We start from the raw sequence: 17,390 nt of genomic DNA, 5'->3' as shown, positions 1-17,390 counted from the left end.
TGTTTTAACTTGTTTTATCCTAGAAATAATAGGTGTGAGCAGGACTTTATACGATGAATCATGAAATAAGTAACGATATAGACAAATGAATCACTTGCACAATATACATGTGGGGGGTATAGTATAATTAGAAGAGGAAAGGAGTGATTCATTTGGGGGAATACTTACATGATCACCCGGTAACTCCCAGAACCGAAGATGAAAAACAAAAAGTTATCAATCGTCTGAAGCGGATTGAAGGACAAGTGCGCGGAATTCAAAAAATGGTCGAGGAAGACCGATATTGTGTAGATATATTAGTACAAATTAGTGCGATTAATGCGGCATTAAAAAAAGTCGGATTTTCCCTGATGGAGCGTCATACAAAACACTGTGTAAGTGAAGCAATAAAGACCGGAGAAGGAAATGAAGCGATTGAAGAATTAATCGAAGTCATTAAGCAGTTTTCGAAATAAGGGGGGGGAGGCAAGTGAGTAAGGCGAGGCAAATGCGTAAAAAGAAGCATATTACGCTAGGGGTAACTGGTATGACCTGTGCAGCCTGTTCCGCAAGAGTGGAAAAGGTTTTAAATAAAATGGAGGGTGTGGAAGCCCAGGTTAATCTAACGACAGAAAAAGCGAATGTAGATTATGATCCTGAGACGACATCTGTACAGGATATCAGTCAACGAATCGAAAAAATAGGGTACGGGGTCCAAACGGAGAAAGCTGAATTTGATGTGATTGGAATGACGTGTGCCGCCTGTTCGTCCCGAATTGAAAAAGTGCTAAATAAGCAGGAAGGAATTAAACAAGCAACTGTGAATCTGACGAATGAATCAGCTCAAATCGAATACAATCCGGAGATGGTGCAGGAATCCGATCTGATCGGTAAAATCCAAAAGCTTGGCTATGATGCTCAACCAAAAGCGAGCAAAGAAGAGAAGCTGACACACAAAGAGAAAGAGATAAAACAAATGCAGCGAAAGCTTCTTATCTCAGCTCTATTATCACTGCCTCTTTTGGTTACAATGCTGGATCATTTACTTGGTATTCATCTTCCATCTCTCTTTATGAATCCGTGGTTCCAATTTGCGCTAGCAACACCAATCCAATTTATCATTGGATGGCAGTTCTACAAAGGTGCATATAAAAGTTTGCGAAGTGGCGGAGCAAACATGGATGTGCTCGTTACGCTCGGGACCAGCGCTGCATACTTTTATAGTTTATATGAAGCATATAAAACGATAGGGAATCCAGTTTATGTACCTCACTTATATTTTGAGACGAGTGCCATTTTAATTACGCTCATTTTATTTGGAAAGTATTTAGAAACGAGCGCAAAGAGCAGAACAACGGTTGCTATATCCAAATTGCTTAATCTTCAAGTAAAACAAGCGCGGGTAATTCGTGATGGAGAAGAAGTAATGATTCCTATTGAGGACGTGATCGTGGGAGACCTTATAATGGTAAAACCGGGAGAAAAGATCCCTGTAGATGGTATTGTAGTGAAAGGAAGAACAGCTGTTGACGAATCCATGATTACGGGTGAATCGATTCCGATTGAAAAAGATATAGAAGCAAATGTCATTGGTTCAACCTTAAACAAAAATGGAACGATTGAAATGAAAGCGACAAGGGTTGGAAAGGACACAGCTCTCGCATCGATTGTAAAAGCTGTTGAAGATGCCCAAGGTTCCAAAGCGCCGATTCAGCGATTAGCAGATGTGATTTCCGGTTATTTTGTTCCCATTGTTGTCGGTATTGCTTTTGTGACCTATATTATTTGGCTTGTGTTTGTAACACCTGGAAATATAGAAACTTCTCTCATTGCAGCAATAGCCGTGCTTGTGATCGCATGTCCATGTGCATTAGGCTTAGCTACCCCAACTTCCATTATGGTTGGGACGGGAAAAGCCGCAGAAAATGGGATTTTATTTAAAGGTGGAGAACATTTAGAACGTACACACCAATTGGATGCAATCATCTTTGATAAAACTGGGACGATTACGAATGGGAAACCTGAAGTGACCGATTATACTGGAGATGATCAAACCTTACAATTATTAGCGAGTGCGGAAAATAGGTCTGAGCATGCATTAGCGGAAGCTATCGTCACATTTGCAAAGGAAAAAGGAATAGCGATCGTTGATGTGGATGCATTTACTGCAATACCCGGTCGGGGCATTAAAGCGGTCATAAAAGGAAAGCAGGTATTAGTCGGTACAAGAAACCTAATGAAAGAAAATAAGATTGATGTAACAATGACTGAGAAAAAATTAGTTGATTACGAAACAGAAGGAAAAACAGCAATGCTGATCGCAGTCAACGGGAAATTCCGCGGGATTATTGCTGTAGCAGATACGAAAAAAGAGACAGCTCATCAAGCGATCCAACAATTAAAAGATGATGGCCTTGAAGTCATTATGCTGACAGGAGATAATGACCGAACTGCACGAACAATCGCCAAACAGGTAGGTATTGATCATGTTATTGCGCAAGTTTTGCCGGAAGAAAAGGCGGATAAAGTGAAAGAGATCCAGCAACAAGGAAAAAAAGTAGCGATGGTTGGTGATGGCATTAATGATGCACCTGCACTGGCAACCGCAGATATTGGTATTGCAATTGGAACAGGTACGGAAGTTGCGATTGAAGCGGCTGATGTTACCATCCTTGGAGGAGAACTATTACTGATACCAAAAGCGATCAAATTAAGTCATGCTACGATTAAAAACATTCGACAAAATTTATTCTGGGCATTCGCATATAATAGTGCAGGGATCCCAATCGCAGCTCTTGGCTTACTCGCACCATGGATAGCAGGAGCAGCCATGGCATTTAGTTCCGTCAGTGTTGTATCCAACTCTCTTCGATTGAAACGAGTTAAAGTATAAAAAAGATAGAAAGGGGAAAATAAAAATGCAAACTACATTGAATGTAAAAGGGATGACATGTGGTCATTGTGAATCTGCAGTAAAAGGAGCCTTAGAGGAAATCAAAGGAGTATCAAAAGTAAAAGTACATTTGGACAATGGCAAGGTAGATGTTAAATATAAGGAAGGAAAAGTATCATTGGAAGATATGCGGGAAGCGATTGAAGACCAAGGATATGATGTTGAATCTTAATAGAAAGAATGAATTTAGAAGGGACAAGCTTATCGGTCCCTTCTATTGTTTTTTAAAATGACTATTTACTTCTCCTAACGTCGGCAGTGCAGTCATTGCTCCCTTCGTTGAAGCGGCTAAAGCGCCCGATATAGATGCAAATTCGGCCATTTTTACTACATCTTTGATCCGGAGCTTATCTACTTCTGCGTCAGCAATACTGATTGAATACAAGATCCCTGACATAAATGCATCACCAGCCCCAGTTGTATCCATGGCTTTGACGTTCATTGCGGGAACATGCGCATCCCCTTCTTGTGTATGTACATAACAGCCATTTGCTCCCATTGTCACGATGATCAGTCGAATATCGTAGACCTCGAGCATTTCAATTCCTTCTTTTATGAATTGTTTACCTGTAAGAAAAGTAAGCTCTTCTTCAGACAATTTTAAAATATCTACTTGATCTAACATCGAGATGATCGTTGTACGTGCGTCTTCTTCTTTTTCCCAAAGTGTTGAGCGTAAATTCGGATCAAAGGAAATAACCATTCGATTTTCTCTTGCTAGCTTGACAGCATGTTCCGTAGCCTCTTTCGCTGGTTGGCGGATTAGGGAAATGGATCCGAAATGAAGGATTTTATGACTGATTACGTTTTTTGTATCGATATCTGCTTTTTGAAGAAAATGATCTGCACTTGGATTTATATAAAAATCAAAGTTTCTCTCCCCGTCAACGTCATTCGTTACAAAAACAAGACCAGTTCGATGATCAGCAGTAAAAGAAAGCTGATCCGTATGAACATGGTGTGCACGCAATGTTTCTTTTAAAAATTTTCCTAAAACATCATCACCGACTTTACCTAAAAATGTTGATCGTTCCCCAAGCCTTGCAACTCCAACAGCAACATTGGCAGGAGCTCCTCCTGGGCTTTTGATATACGTGGTATTGGAATAATCTGTTGGAATAAAATCGATTAATGCTTCGCCAAGTGTGATCACACCATGCTGCATGATAATTCCCCCTATGAAAGCTTCAATTCTTGCTATGATATATGTTCCATAATATAACATACAGGAAGCAAGCGTAGTAGCCAATGGAACTCAATTATTATTTGTATTATACTAAAATTGAATAACAAAACGATGTTATTCGATGAATATTAACGGTTTTTGAAGGATCGTTGAATTAGCTTTGCCGAATAAGTGGATAAATCTTAAAAACGATTGGATGGATAACAATGCTTGGCAAATTTTTTAAGAAAAAAGAAAAGGATAAAGATATTGTATTATATGCACCGGTGGATGGCGAACTTGTTCCGCTGGAAGAAGTGCCAGACCCTGTTTTCGCACAAAAAATGATGGGAGATGGCGTTGCGATTCATCCTGCAAATGATGTTGTGACAGCTCCGCTTGACGGAGAAATTATTCAATTATCTGAAACAAAACATGCGATTGGCATCCGCGGGGCAAATGGTGTAGAAATTTTAATTCATATTGGTCTTGATACTGTAAACTTAAAAGGAGAAGGTTTTACCGCCCATATCCATGAAGGGGATCGCGTGAAAAAAGGGGATAAGCTTGTTTCCTTTGATACTAAAATGATTGAAGAAAAAGCGACGGGGACGATTATCCCGATCATCATTACAAATACAAACGATATGAGTGAGATTCACGCGGAGGCTAAACAAACAGTTGCTGCGGGAGAGAATGTAATTCTCACGGTGAAAAGCAAATAAGTAGATAAAAGGAAATTGTGAACGTTTTTTAAAGAAGTACCCATAATACTTCTTTTTGGTTCTCGGATGTATTATCCTTTTATTATAAGGGTAATAAAAAAGAAGGAGCAGATGATGATGGAAACAACTCAAAATGAAAAATCACTCCGGCTGCAAAAAATGCTTCAGGAATCACTAAAGCCAATGATGGATCGCCTAGAGGCGTTAGAAAAAGAAATGGAATCTGTTCGAAAAGGACAACAAGAACTTAAGAAAATGGTAGAAGATAGTCGGGAAAATAAATAGACAGGTTAAACATCATTTATGTTTAAAGAAGACAGCAGAATTCCTCGTCGTATTCTGCTGTCTCTTTTTATTCTTTCTTATGAATTGCTACAGTAAGTTTTCATCCGTCACTGACATGGAAGCATATAAAGGGGTATTTCTGGATATAGATGCTTTCCTTTTTCCTCCGATCCATCTATTTACAAAACCAAGAAAATATATTAAAATAATTGCAGTAATAAAGCATAGTAAATAAATAGGGATTAGAGGGATAATATGGTACCAGAAGCTTATAAAGGATATCAGTGGAATAAGCCAAAACAATCCACAACGATTGAAACGGCTCTTGCTCCTGTTCAAAAGCCTTTCGTATGGATTGGGTTGGTAGCGGCTGTCATATTATATTTATCCATTTTAATTTATTCAACTTATACACAAGGTTTTTTGTATCTAATCGGGATAGCGTTAGGGGTTACATTGTTACACGCGCGTTTTGGTTTCACCTCAGCTTTTAGAAGATTAATTTCTGTAGGAAATGTACAAGGCTTGCAGGCTCACATGATCATGCTGGCTGTTACTTCAACACTATTTGCAATTATACTATCCAGTGGCTTTAGTTTTACAGGCATCACCCCAAATGGTTATGTGTCTCCTGTTGGCATTAGTATTATTGTTGGTTCTTTTTTATTTGGAATAGGAATGCAAATGGGAAATGGGTGTGCTTCCGGGACATTATATAATTTTGGTGGTGGAAAGTCTTCGATGGTTTTAACTTTGCTTAGCTTTATAGTAGGTTCCGTCATAGGGGCTTACCATCTTGGTTTTTGGCTTAATCTCCCATCACTTCCACCAATCTCATTAGCAGAATCAACTAGACTTGGCTATTTTGGAGGTTGGGGACTTCAGTTCCTCATATTTATTAGCATTTATGTAATTACAGATAAAATTGCTAAAAAGAAAAATCCTCCTCAAATGAAGCCGTTGGCTACTACAAGTGGATTCAAGAAATTATGGCGTGGCGCTTGGCCGCTCGTTACAGCTGGTGTTGTACTTGCTCTACTTAATGCTTTTACACTTGCTATACGAGGTCAGCCGTGGGGAATTACTTCAGCTTTTTCACTTTGGGGATCTAAATTTTTGCAATTATTTGGGGTCAATGTTGCCAATTGGTCTTTTTGGGAAGGTAATACAGAGGCACTTCGGGAAACTGTTTTGGCCGATTCTACCAGCGTCATGAATTTTGGAATAATACTTGGTGCGTTTATTGCTGCCTCTTTTCAAGGTAATTTCAAACCGGGAAAAATAAAAACTGGTGTAGCTATTTCATCCATTATCGGCGGGTTGTTAATGGGATATGGTGCAAGACTTGCATTTGGTTGTAATATTGGTGCCTATTTCGGCGGAATTGCTTCATTTAGTTTACATGGTTGGGTATGGATGGTTATGGCACTCGCAGGATCTTATTTCGGATTATACTTCCGCAAAATCTTTGGACTTAAAAATCCAAGCCCGAACGATTCGTTTTGCTAATCAATCAATTTTATAATAATAAGGATACGGCGCCATTTAGGAGAATGCGTCGTATTTTTTTGCGCACTAATAAGATAAAAAAACAGAAGATAGGAAACAATATTGCATTTGAATATTCAGTTATGTATAATTATTATACAACATTACATAATTATGCATTTCTAAATAATTAGGAGGTGATTTGTTGCAAAGCTTATATCTATTACCTAATTCAGAAGAAGAAATCATTGAGTCCTATGACGAGGATATTATTGTTACCAAACGCGACGGAACGATTATAAAGGTAACACGTAAAAGCGGGCTATATTATGATTTGTCAGCGGAAGAATTGCTCGGACAATCCGTCTATGAATTAGAATCAAAGGGCATTTTCACCCCTGCGATTACACCTCTTGTTCTGAAGCAGAAAAAGAAGGTAGCCATTGTGCAAATCGCCTCTAATAATCGAAAGGTACTTATTACCGGGATTCCATTGTTTAATGAATTCCAGGAAGTCGAGTTTGTGATCAGTTATTCCTATGACGTATCAGAATTACGTTTAATGCAGGAATATTTAGCTGAATTCGAGGATGAAATGTCAACTGTAAAGGAAGAACTTGCTTTACTGCGGAAGGAAAGTTTACATGTAGAAGGTTTTATTTGCGAGAGTAAATCAATGAAACAAATTTTAAAAATGATTGATAAAATCGCTCCGCTGCAAGTATCAGTCGTTCTTGAGGGGGAAAGCGGTGTAGGAAAAACAGCACTTGCAAAAATTATTCACAAACAAAGTACAAAAAAGGCCGGTCCATTTGTCACCGTTGATTGCGGTATTATACCAGATGCTCTTTTTAAGAGGGAACTCATTGGCGGACTGGACGCGGAGGGAACAAAGAAAATTGGATTTCTGCAGATGGCCCAGTCGGGTACCTTATATTTACAAGGAATAGACGAGTTATCATTAGCTTCTCAGACAACTTTATTAAAGGAGTTGCAGCGGACAAATGGAAACTTCAGAATAATTACTGCAGCAGAACAATCGTTGGAGGATTTAATGGCAGCCAAACAGTTTCGGGAAGATTTATTTTATTATTTACATGTCGTGCCTATTCACGTTTTGCCACTTAGGGAACGACCGGAAGATTTAAGGAAGGCGTTTGAAATCTATCTTGAAAAGTATAACGGGATGTACCAACAAAATAAAAAACTATCCGATCCATTATTCCATTCGTTGCTTTATATGCGATGGGAAAGAAATTTTATGGAAGTTAAGAATCTGATGGAGCGTTTAGTCGTTCAAAGCGAATTAGCCATGATAACGGAGGATGATTTACCCGCGGAATATATACAGCAGCATGTGGGGATTGATTCGATTGAAATGGAAGGACATCCTTTACCCGCAATTTTGGAAAAAGTGGAAAAGGAAGTTTTGCTGAAAGCACAAAAGCAATATAAAACAACAACGGAAATGGCGGATTATCTGGGAATTAGTCAAGCGTCGGTAGTAAGAAAACTCAAAAAGTATTTTGATTGATCAGGAGGATGGAGAAGATGGAACAAAAACAAAAAAACTGGGAAGCATTAGTAGATTCAATTGGTAATTTCCTTGCACCGGGGATGGCAAAGGATCATCCGAATCTACCGGTAGTCAAGGCAGAAGGATGTTATTACTATGGAACAGATGGCAAGGAATACCTTGATTTCACATCAGGGATAGCAGTGGAAAATGTCGGTCATAGGCACCCTAAAGTAGTACAAGCAATTAAAGATAGTGCGGATCATTTAGTTCATGGTCCTTCAGGTGTCATTATCTATGAACCTATTTTAAAGTTAGCAGAGGAACTTCAAGCGGTACTTCCTGGAAAACTCGATAACTTTTTCTTTGGAAATAGTGGTACAGAAGCCATTGAAGGAGCATTAAAACTAGCAAAACATGTGACAAAGCGCCCTTATGTTATTTCTTTTACCGGCTGTTTTCACGGACGTACTATCGGTGCACTTAGCGTTTCCACATCAAAAAGTAAGTACCGGAAATACCAGCAACCTGCATGGCTGACGTATCAACTCCCTTATGCACACCCAGAAGAATGTCCAGACGGAGTGGATCCAGAAGTTTATTTTCCGGAAAAATTAGAGAAGGAAGCGGAGACGTTATTTAAACATCAAGTGGATCCAGAAGAAGTTGCTTGTATGATTTTAGAGCCTGTTCTTGGTGAAGGCGGATATATTATTCCACCGAAAGCATGGCTGAAGAAAATCAGGGAAATCTGTGATCGTCATGGCATATTGCTTATTTTTGATGAGGTACAAACCGGATTTGGCCGTACTGGAAATTGGTTTGCTTCACACACCTTTGATGTAACACCTGATATTATGGCAATTGCAAAAGGAATTGCAGCTGGACTGCCACTTGGTGCAACAGTAGCTTCGAAAGAATTAATGGAAAAGTGGCCACTTGGTGCGCATGCGACAACATTTGGCGGTAATCCGATCGCTTGTGCAGCTGCAAGAGCATCTCTAAATGTGATCAAGGAAGAAAATCTTCTTGAAAATGCGACGAACATAGGAGCGTATGCCCTCGAGAGACTACAGCAAATGAAGGAAAATTATCCGGTTATTGCAGATGTTCGCGGTGTTGGCTTAATGATTGGTATCGAACTTCGAAATCCGGAAACAGGAAATCCGGATGGTGACGCTGTGATGAAGGTATTAAATGAATGCTTGGAAAAAGGCGTTCTATTTTATATTTGTGGAAACGCAGGTGAAGTAATCCGAATGATTCCACCGCTTGTTATTACCAAAGAACAAATGGACCGGGGACTAGATGTGCTTGAAGAAGTATTGGAGTCATTGTAAATTTGCCATTTTTTAAAAAAGGGGGGATTGATTCATGGAGAGCCAGCAAAGAGAGGAATCTTATGAAGAAAAGGATAGCGTGGATAAAAAAGGTTTGCTCAGATTTTTAATTCCTTCTTTATTCGGAGTATTTATTTTCCTATTTCCCATCTATGATGGGGATACGTTTAATATTCCGTTAGGGGTAGTAACCGAATTTGTGATCGATGCTTTATCAGGTGCTCTTCCTGCGATCATTACGTACGTGATGTTGATTTCAACGATGTTTACCGTGATTGCAGCTATATTTAAGCCGAAATTTATAGTGCATTCGCCTCTATTTAACTCTCTATTTCATGTTTCGATATTTTGGACCATTACTAGAGTGTTGGGGACCCTATTTGCGTTTATGACTTTTCATCAGTTTGGCTGGGAAGTATTTAAATCAGAAGTGACCGGACAAGTGATGTTTGATTTATTGACGACCTTAATTGTGTGGTTTTTCGTTGCATCCTTTTTAATGCCATATCTGATTAATTTTGGGGTGATGGAATTTGTTGGAACCATGCTTCGCGGAGTCATTAAACCTCTCTTTACATTACCAGGGCGTTCAGCCATTGATTTACTGGCATCTTGGGTAGGAAACGTAAATGTTGGAGTTGTTTTAACACGGGAACAATATCAAGCTGGATTTTACACGGGGCGGGAAGCAGCAGCCATTGCAACCTGCTTCTCCACTGTATCCCTCCCGTTCTGTCTTGTCATTGCAGGGATGCTGGATATTGATCATATGTTTCCAGTACTATACTTAACGATCTGTATTGCAGGTGTGGTAAGTGCCGTGATTATTCCAAGAATACCACCATTATCTAGAATACCTGATACGTACTATACAGAGAATGATTATACGGAATCTGTTCCAAAAGGGATATCAAAAATGAAATGGGGCCTGATTCAGGCGATAGAGCGGGCTAAAAAAGCTGGTTCGTTTAAAGATCAAATGAAACAGGGAAGTGAAGTATTCTTAGGTATTGCTTTTGTTCTCATCCCCCAAGTAATGGCAATTGGAACAGTAGCTTTAATTATAGCGGAGTTTACGCCGTTTTTTGAAATAATTTCAAAGCCTATGGTGCTCCTGTTAAACATACTGCAAATACCGGAAGCAGTTCAAGCTGCCCCGGCTACGATCGTTGGTTTTATTGATATGTTTATCCCGGCTGTTTTAGCATCTGGCATTGAAGCGGAGATGACGAGATTTGTTGTTGCTGCATTATCACTTGTACAAATTATTTATTTAACGGAAATGGGAACATTGCTGATCATCTCCAAAATCCCAGTCGGTATTGGACGTTTATTTCTTGTTTTTATGGAACGTACATTCATCTCATTACCTATTATTGCATTGATTGCTCATATGATATTTTAAGTGCAAACATAAAAGTAAAAATATTCAGGAAGTGGTGCTCAGATGTTTATTCATATGCTGAAAGATCAACTCGGCAATGAAAAGGTTAGTCAAAATGAAACAGCATTATTTGCGTGCAGTCACGATGAGTCGCCGCATCAAGCTGTAGAACCGGAAGTTGTCTGTTTTCCGGAATCACGGGAAGATATTGAGAAAATTTTAGAAATCGCACGCACGTACCATGTTCCAGTTACGTCTTTTGGCGCTGGGTCAGGTCTTGAGGGACAAGCTATTCCCATTCAGCGAGGGATTGTCATTCATTTTGAGAAGATGAATAAGGTCGTTGACTTTTCACCTGAAGATATGACCATCACGGTACAGCCGGGTCTGACAAGGAAAAGTTTAAATAAAATAGTCAATCGTCATGGGCTCATTTTTCCTGTCGATCCTGGGGCAGATGCGACGATTGGCGGAATGGCAGCAACGAATGCCAGTGGAACAACAGCAGTGCGCTATGGTGCGATGCGGGATCAAACGCTTGACTTGGAAGTCGTTTTAGCAGATGGAAAGGTGATTCATACGGGAACGCGTGCTAAAAAGTCATCATCCGGCTACAATTTAACAGGTCTATTTACCGGATCAGAAGGTACATTAGGCATCATTACGGAAGTGACTTTGAAGTTACACGGGATACCGGAACATACACTGATGGCTAGATGTACCTTTGATGATATAGAAACTTGTGCCGCCGCAGCTCAAACGATATTACTTAGCGGTATTTCGGTTATGCGGATGGAACTCGTCGATGCAACAAGTATTGCACAGGTAAATGCTTATGGGGCCTATGACTATCCGGTCCATCATACATTATTTTTTGAATTTGCCGGGATGAAAGCAGCAGTGGAAGAAGAATCAGTTTTGGCGAAAGAATTATTACATGACCTTGGGTGTAGGGATTGGGAAGTGGCTACGGACCCTGCTAAGCAGAAAGAAGTTTGGCGAACACGTCATGAACTCTCCTATGCTTTTACACATGTAAAAGGAATGCGTGATACTGGTGCAGATGTTTGTGTTCCCATATCACGTCTTCCGGAATTAGTTAGTTATGCGCGTGAGTTGATTGAAGAAAGCGGCTTAACAGGAGGTGTTTTAGGACATATTGGGGATGGTAATTTTCATACGATTGTCCTATTTAACCCCAAGGTAGAAGGAGAGCAGGAACGGGCAATGTACACAAATGACGCTCTAGCGATGCGAGCAATAGAAGTTGGCGGCACATGCACGGGAGAACATGGTGTAGGTCTTGGGAAGATGAAATTTCAAAAAGCTGAACATGGGGAAGCGGTAGAGGTTATGAAAAATATGAAGCAAATGCTAGATCCGGAGGGAATATTAAATCCGGGGAAGATGTTTGAGTGATATAAAGCGGTCAACATGTAACGTTTAAATAATAAAAAGCGTCAATATTCTTTGATAGAGGATCGGCGCTTTTTGAGTTTCATCTAGTAAATCATCATTTTTTCGAAATGAAATAGATCTTAAGTCATCGAAAACGAATAGTTTTTTAACCATTTTGGGCATGATTCCCCCGGAATGATCATATCCTATGAATGTATTAAGTTTGTTTAATAGTACGAGATTAATTCATCTATGATCTTCATACAAATTTCGAATAAATAATGTTGAAGGAGATGGGGAATTGCCAAAAAAATTATTTAAAGTGGACTTGAACAAGAAAATGGACGAGCAGGAGGTAGTGGGGCATAATCGTTGGCATCCAGATATTCCAGCCGCTTTTTCGGTCGATCCAGGTGAGTCATTTCGGATGGAATGTCTTGATTGGACAGATGGACAAATTGGTAATAACGATGATCCCTCTGACATACGCGATGTAGACTTAACTCGTGTACATGTACTTAGTGGGCCAGTATATGTTAATGGAGTAGAGCCAGGCGATTTACTTGTTGTAGATATTTTGGATATTGGAACATTTCGTGCACATGAATGGGGATTTAATGGAATTTTCGCAAAAGAAAATGGCGGTAGCTTTTTAACAGATCATTATCCACAAGCAGCCAAGTCTATATGGGATTTCAATGGTATTTACGCGACTTCAAGACATGTTCCAAATGTAAAATTTGCTGGGCTGATTCATCCTGGACTTATTGGTGTAGCTCCTTCACAAGAAATGCTTGATGAGTGGAATAGACGTGAGCAGGAATTAGTTGATTCAAACCCCAATCGTGTACCACCTTTAGCAAATCTTCCTACCAAAGAGAATGCTGTTCTTGGTGGTTTAAAGGGAGAAGACTTTGATCGAGTGGCTAGAGAGGGGGCACGAACGGTTCCTCCAAGGGAAAACGGTGGAAATTGTGATATTAAGGAATTATCAAAAGGATCAAGGTCTTTCTTTCCAGTATTTGTAGATGGTGCGAAGCTTTCTGTTGGCGATTTACACTTCTCCCAGGGTGACGGGGAAATAACTTTTTGTGGTGGAATTGAGATGCCGGGTTGGATTGATTTAAGGGTTGATGTGATTAAAGGTGGAATGGAAAAATATCAAATTAAGAAAAATCCTGCCTTCAAACCAGGGCCTGTTATGCCACACTATAATGAGTTTATCGTATTTGAAGGGGTTTCCGTTAATGAATTCTCCGGTAAACAAACATACCTTGATGCGAACGTTGCTTACAGAAATGCTTGTTTAAATGCGATTGAATTTTTGAAATCACATGGATTTACAGGAGAACAAGCATATATGCTGCTTGGTTCTGCCCCTGTACAAGGCCATTTAGCTGGGGTAGTGGATATACCAAATTCTTGTTGTACCATTGCTCTACCAAAAGATATTTTTGAGAAAAATATATTGCCTACGTAATATGGAGGTATAAAGAATGGCAAATTATACATTTCGATGTGTGAAGTGCGGGGAATTCACATTATGGTATCAGGGGATGCGTGGGAATAAACGGGAAGCATACTGCCCAGACTGTAATACTTTATCAAAGCGATTGTTCAAACCACCGATTACATTTCGATTGGATAGTCGAGTGAAAAATAGAATCGAAAGCGGAATGGAACCGAAAATAGTAAAGCGAGAAGATATGCCTCAAAATAGGAAGAAAAGACCAAATGCTGCCAGACCTTGGCAAGCCGGACATTCATAAGTAAATGAAAAAGTGCCGATGTTCTTTGATAGAGGATCGGCACTTTTCCATTTATCCCCTTAAAATAATCCCCAGTTGATTTCCTCCTGGTTGGTTTGTTTTAGTATTGCATTTGTGGTTGAAAAAGGTTTGCTGCCAAAAAAACCTTTATAAGCTGAGAAAGGACTTGGATGCGGGGATCGGATAATATAATGTTTGGATGTATCGATTAGTTTCTCTTTGCTTTGGGCAGCTCTTCCCCATAAAATATAAACGACTGGTTTCTCTTTATGATTGATCTGCTGAATCACACGGTCCGTAAAGTTTTCCCAGCCCATTCCTCGGTGGGAATGCGCTTGGCCTTGCCGAACGGTTAACACGGTATTTAAAAGAAGGACTCCCTGCTTTGCCCATTCAACCAAATAGCCGTGATCGGGTGGTGTACAGCCTACGTCATCTTGTAATTCTTTGAATATATTTCGTAAAGACGGCGGCTGTTTTACGGTCGGTTGAACAGAGAAACTAAGCCCATGTGCCTGGTTTGGACCATGATATGGATCCTGTCCTAAAATCACCACTTTCACCTGATGAAAAGGTGTGTAATGAAGGGCGTTAAAAATAGCATCCATAGGCGGGTAAATTGTTTGATTTGCATATTCTCTTTTCAAAAATTCTCTTAAATTTACATAATAATCTTTCGTAAATTCCTCGTTTAAAAGAGGTTCCCAATCATTCTTTAACATTTGTTTGCTCATTGTATCATCCTTTTTTCTAGCTAATCCATGCTGATTATATCATATTTTTTTTGAACTAGAATGCTAGAGAAGGGAGGAACGCTAAAAATATGTTATGGTTAGAAGCAAACGATGTTAAATATTGAAAGGAATGGGCCATTTATGAATGTCGCAGAAAATAAATTCGATCAACAATCAAAATCTAGTAAATTACGAAAGGCCTGGATCGTGTTTGTGTTAGGTTCACTCACTGCATTTGGCCCTTTATCGATGGACATGTATTTACCGGCACTTCCACTTGTAACGGAGGATCTAGAGACGACCGCTTCCCTTGCTCAATTAAGCTTAACGTCCTGTTTGCTGGGGCTTGCAGTTGGTCAGCTTCTTTTTGGGCCATTAAGTGATATTCAGGGCAGGCGCCGTCCGCTTGTCATTACATTGATTATTTACTCAGTAGTATCTGCATTATGCGCATTCAGTCCCTCGATTTGGGTGTTTGTTGGTTTACGATTTATTCAAGGTTTAACAGGTGCTGCAGGAATAGTCATTGCCCGGGCATCAGCACGGGATATGTATACCGGAAAAGATTTAACACAGTTTATCGCTTTACTTGCCTTAGTGAACGGGGCGGCACCTATTCTTGCTCCAATATTTGGCGGGGCTATCTTAAACTGGGTTTCTTGGCATGTCGTATTCTTTATCCTTGGGGCAATCGGATTTATGATGTTTTTGGCCGTTTTATTGACGCTTCCTGAAACATTGCCAGTGGAAAAAAGATCGGATGGAAATGTACTAGCGGTATTTAAGACATTTACCGATTTGCTAAAGGACCGGGTGTTTATGGGGATTGCATTATCTCAGTCGTTTGTCATGATGAGTATGTTTGCTTATATCGCGGGTGCTCCTTTTGTACTGCAAAATATTTATGGGGTTACCCCGCAACAATTCTCGCTTATATTTGCTGCAAATGGATTAGGAATTATTATGGCTGCTCAAATTACAGGGAAAATTGCTGTTAAAGTAAGCGAGTCAAAACTTCTATTAGCTGGGGCGATTACTTCTATTATTGGAAGCTGTTTATTGCTTGTTGTTGTTCTTCTCAATTTATCGTTTTGGCTGTTACTTGTTGCATTGTTTCTTGTGGTGTCCAGTGTCGGGATGGTATCGACAACTTCCTTTTCGCTCGGAATGCAGCGACGAGGGGAATCAGCAGGGAGCGCTTCCGCGTTTCTTGGTATTCTTCCGTTTGCCGGTGGGGCTGTTGTTTCACCGCTTGTTGGAATCGCCGGGGAAGATACAGCTTTGCCAATGGGAATCGTCATTTTTGTCTGCAGTACGTTGGCGTTGTTGATCTATGTTTCTATGGTGAAAGTAAGGGTGCAGATGAACGAATGCATCGATTAGCTCAGGTTTACTTGAAGAAAGTTTTGATAATAAGGTAAACTTGTTAAATTATTTCACGTCCTTTCTACCAGAAACATGTGTTACATAGAATGAACGATGAAGTTCTGGAAAAAAGTTACTTTACTACAAAGATTTTAGCACAGCAACAAAAGCTGGTTCTCTATTTGAGTCGCCGCCTCTTTCTACTCAAAACCGGCTATTTTAATAGGAGAATAGATTTTAAAAAAATATTCTAATGTGGATCGCTACCTTTCGTTCTAGGTAACTCAGTTTGTGCTACTTTTCATGCATGCGTTAATCATCTGCATCATAAGTTAATCACTTGGACGCTCCGAGATGTTCTTGGATAATGTTCTTAGGATCATTTGAGACAATTCTGACTCTCCTTGCGGGTATAACCGTATTAGAAAGACTGTTTCCTAGTGTACGTCTGATCTTCATACACGCAGACTCCGATTGAATGTCGGAGTAGTCCCCGTTTAATCCGTTTCTTCCGATAGAATCTGCATAAGATCGGTCAGTTCACTAATTTCATAGGTTGGCTTTACATTTGTATTGTTTTCTTTATGATGGCGATTGAACCAGCAAGTGTCAATACCGTAATTAACCCCACCTTGTATATCCGAAGTCAAAGAATCCCCTACGATTAGAACGTTATCTTTATTTGTAATCTGTAGCTTGGAAAAAGCATAATCAAAAATGCCTTTTTCTGGCTTTTGGGTGCCAGCGTCTTCTGAGATAATAACTTGCTCAAAAATATCCGATAGTGGAGAACTTCCTATTCTTGATGTTTGTACTTCCTTGAATCCGTTAGTAATAATAGCTAGACAATGGTTACGCAGATGATGACATACTTCTTCAGCACCTTGTATAAGATGTACTTCTTTTCCTAAATATCCTAGATAAACGCGATTGAATAATTCTGCATCTATTTTTAGATTATGTTTAAGGAACAGCCTTCTAAATCGCTCTACACCTAGTTCGGTCACTGATATATTTCCTTGTTCTAAAGCTTGCCATAACGCCTTGCTTATTTTTTTGTAGCTGGCGTGATAATTTGTTAAACCTGAAGGTAAGTCAAACTCCAGAAATGCTTTTGTTAGTGCTTCCTTTTCCGAGATACCGAAGTCAAATAATGTATCATCAACATCGAATAGTATGATTTCGTATTTCATGGGAACCTCCATTATTTATTTTCGACTTAGTAAATGTTTCTATTATTTCATGTTAGAATAGATACTTCAAGGAAACGATTAAATCAGATCAATTAT

16 protein-coding genes are annotated in these 17,390 nt (G+C 39.6%); 13 read left to right on the top strand and 3 right to left on the bottom strand.

Going from position 1 to position 17,390, the window contains the following annotated elements; genetic code table 11:
- Positions 1 to 152 precede the first annotated feature (152 nt).
- Genes GZ63_RS0104080 through copZ form a run of 3 tightly spaced genes read left to right on the top strand, consistent with a single transcriptional unit; the run spans position 153 to position 3,104 of the window.
- Positions 153 to 455 carry a metal-sensing transcriptional repressor gene (locus GZ63_RS0104080; protein WP_029267150.1) on the top strand — a complete coding sequence of 101 codons (303 nt, stop codon included), beginning with the start codon at positions 153 to 155 and terminating at the stop codon, positions 453 to 455.
- Positions 456 to 487: 32 nt separating this feature from the next.
- On the top strand, positions 488 to 2,872 hold the full coding sequence (locus GZ63_RS0104075; RefSeq protein WP_029267148.1) for a heavy metal translocating P-type ATPase: 2,385 nt from the start codon (positions 488 to 490) through the stop codon (positions 2,870 to 2,872).
- A 25-nt stretch (positions 2,873 to 2,897) separates the two neighbouring features.
- Complete coding sequence (copZ, locus tag GZ63_RS0104070) at positions 2,898 to 3,104, top strand: copper chaperone CopZ (protein ID WP_029267146.1); 207 nt, start codon at positions 2,898 to 2,900, stop codon at positions 3,102 to 3,104.
- Between the two features lie 42 nt (positions 3,105 to 3,146).
- Here the strand turns inward: copZ and GZ63_RS0104065 are convergent, their stop codons facing one another.
- Positions 3,147 to 4,097 carry an aminoimidazole riboside kinase gene (locus GZ63_RS0104065; protein ID WP_198020900.1) on the bottom strand — a complete coding sequence of 317 codons (951 nt, stop codon included), beginning with the start codon at positions 4,095 to 4,097 and terminating at the stop codon, positions 3,147 to 3,149.
- Positions 4,098 to 4,324: 227 nt separating this feature from the next.
- Here GZ63_RS0104065 and GZ63_RS0104060 point away from each other — a divergent pair, with 227 nt between their 5' ends.
- The 9 genes from GZ63_RS0104060 (at position 4,325) to GZ63_RS0104015 (ending at position 14,002) form a co-directional block, all read left to right on the top strand.
- Positions 4,325 to 4,822 (top strand): PTS sugar transporter subunit IIA, encoded by a 498-nt coding sequence (locus GZ63_RS0104060; RefSeq protein WP_029267142.1) that lies wholly within the window; start codon positions 4,325 to 4,327, stop codon positions 4,820 to 4,822.
- A 114-nt stretch (positions 4,823 to 4,936) separates the two neighbouring features.
- On the top strand, positions 4,937 to 5,107 hold the full coding sequence (locus GZ63_RS17805; RefSeq protein WP_198020899.1) for a hypothetical protein: 171 nt from the start codon (positions 4,937 to 4,939) through the stop codon (positions 5,105 to 5,107).
- Positions 5,108 to 5,362: 255 nt separating this feature from the next.
- Positions 5,363 to 6,616 carry a YeeE/YedE family protein gene (locus GZ63_RS0104050; protein WP_029267139.1) on the top strand — a complete coding sequence of 418 codons (1,254 nt, stop codon included), beginning with the start codon at positions 5,363 to 5,365 and terminating at the stop codon, positions 6,614 to 6,616.
- Between the two features lie 184 nt (positions 6,617 to 6,800).
- Positions 6,801 to 8,129: a sigma 54-interacting transcriptional regulator gene (locus tag GZ63_RS0104045; protein WP_029267137.1), complete on the top strand. Its 1,329-nt coding sequence runs from the start codon at positions 6,801 to 6,803 to the stop codon at positions 8,127 to 8,129.
- A gap of 17 nt (positions 8,130 to 8,146) precedes the next feature.
- Positions 8,147 to 9,451 (top strand): aspartate aminotransferase family protein, encoded by a 1,305-nt coding sequence (locus tag GZ63_RS0104040; RefSeq protein ID WP_029267135.1) that lies wholly within the window; start codon positions 8,147 to 8,149, stop codon positions 9,449 to 9,451.
- Positions 9,452 to 9,485: 34 nt separating this feature from the next.
- The gene (locus GZ63_RS0104035) at positions 9,486 to 10,856 is read left to right on the top strand and encodes a YjiH family protein (protein ID WP_029267131.1); all 1,371 of its coding nucleotides are present in this window, start codon (positions 9,486 to 9,488) and stop codon (positions 10,854 to 10,856) included.
- Positions 10,857 to 10,898: 42 nt separating this feature from the next.
- Positions 10,899 to 12,254: an FAD-binding oxidoreductase gene (locus GZ63_RS0104030; RefSeq protein WP_029267130.1), complete on the top strand. Its 1,356-nt coding sequence runs from the start codon at positions 10,899 to 10,901 to the stop codon at positions 12,252 to 12,254.
- Positions 12,255 to 12,534: 280 nt separating this feature from the next.
- Entirely contained in the window at positions 12,535 to 13,713 is a 1,179-nt protein-coding gene (fmdA, locus tag GZ63_RS0104020; protein ID WP_029267129.1) for a formamidase, read from the top strand.
- Between the two features lie 16 nt (positions 13,714 to 13,729).
- Positions 13,730 to 14,002, top strand: a complete 273-nt coding sequence (locus tag GZ63_RS0104015) for an FmdB family zinc ribbon protein (RefSeq protein ID WP_029267128.1) — start codon at positions 13,730 to 13,732, stop codon at positions 14,000 to 14,002.
- Between the two features lie 59 nt (positions 14,003 to 14,061).
- Here the strand turns inward: GZ63_RS0104015 and GZ63_RS0104010 are convergent, their stop codons facing one another.
- Entirely contained in the window at positions 14,062 to 14,736 is a 675-nt protein-coding gene (locus tag GZ63_RS0104010; protein ID WP_029267127.1) for a uracil-DNA glycosylase, read from the bottom strand.
- A 141-nt stretch (positions 14,737 to 14,877) separates the two neighbouring features.
- Between GZ63_RS0104010 and GZ63_RS0104005 the strand changes: the two genes are divergently transcribed.
- The gene (locus GZ63_RS0104005; RefSeq protein ID WP_029267124.1) at positions 14,878 to 16,119 is read left to right on the top strand and encodes a multidrug effflux MFS transporter; all 1,242 of its coding nucleotides are present in this window, start codon (positions 14,878 to 14,880) and stop codon (positions 16,117 to 16,119) included.
- Between the two features lie 479 nt (positions 16,120 to 16,598).
- Here the strand turns inward: GZ63_RS0104005 and GZ63_RS0104000 are convergent, their stop codons facing one another.
- Positions 16,599 to 17,294, bottom strand: coding sequence for a YjjG family noncanonical pyrimidine nucleotidase (locus tag GZ63_RS0104000; RefSeq protein WP_029267119.1), 696 nt, complete (start codon positions 17,292 to 17,294; stop codon positions 16,599 to 16,601).
- Between the last annotated feature and the right edge of the window lie 96 nt (positions 17,295 to 17,390).

The sequence above is a fragment of the Virgibacillus alimentarius genome (genome assembly GCF_000709085.1).
Taxonomy (GTDB): Bacteria; Bacillota; Bacilli; order Bacillales; family Amphibacillaceae; genus Virgibacillus_B; species Virgibacillus_B alimentarius.
This window is presented reverse-complemented; position numbering and strand designations above follow the sequence as displayed.

Coding starts and splice junctions, on each gene's coding strand:
- GZ63_RS0104075 (WP_029267148.1), top strand. CDS start 488: ATGCGTAAAAAGAAGCATATTACGCTAGGGGTAACTGGTATGACCTGT.
- copZ (WP_029267146.1), top strand. CDS start 2,898: ATGCAAACTACATTGAATGTAAAAGGGATGACATGTGGTCATTGTGAA.
- GZ63_RS0104065 (WP_198020900.1), bottom strand. CDS start 4,097: ATGCAGCATGGTGTGATCACACTTGGCGAAGCATTAATCGATTTTATT.
- GZ63_RS0104060 (WP_029267142.1), top strand. CDS start 4,325: ATGCTTGGCAAATTTTTTAAGAAAAAAGAAAAGGATAAAGATATTGTA.
- GZ63_RS17805 (WP_198020899.1), top strand. CDS start 4,937: ATGATGGAAACAACTCAAAATGAAAAATCACTCCGGCTGCAAAAAATG.
- GZ63_RS0104050 (WP_029267139.1), top strand. CDS start 5,363: ATGGTACCAGAAGCTTATAAAGGATATCAGTGGAATAAGCCAAAACAA.
- GZ63_RS0104040 (WP_029267135.1), top strand. CDS start 8,147: ATGGAACAAAAACAAAAAAACTGGGAAGCATTAGTAGATTCAATTGGT.
- GZ63_RS0104035 (WP_029267131.1), top strand. CDS start 9,486: ATGGAGAGCCAGCAAAGAGAGGAATCTTATGAAGAAAAGGATAGCGTG.
- GZ63_RS0104030 (WP_029267130.1), top strand. CDS start 10,899: ATGTTTATTCATATGCTGAAAGATCAACTCGGCAATGAAAAGGTTAGT.
- GZ63_RS0104015 (WP_029267128.1), top strand. CDS start 13,730: ATGGCAAATTATACATTTCGATGTGTGAAGTGCGGGGAATTCACATTA.
- GZ63_RS0104010 (WP_029267127.1), bottom strand. CDS start 14,736: ATGAGCAAACAAATGTTAAAGAATGATTGGGAACCTCTTTTAAACGAG.
- GZ63_RS0104005 (WP_029267124.1), top strand. CDS start 14,878: ATGAATGTCGCAGAAAATAAATTCGATCAACAATCAAAATCTAGTAAA.
- GZ63_RS0104000 (WP_029267119.1), bottom strand. CDS start 17,294: ATGAAATACGAAATCATACTATTCGATGTTGATGATACATTATTTGAC.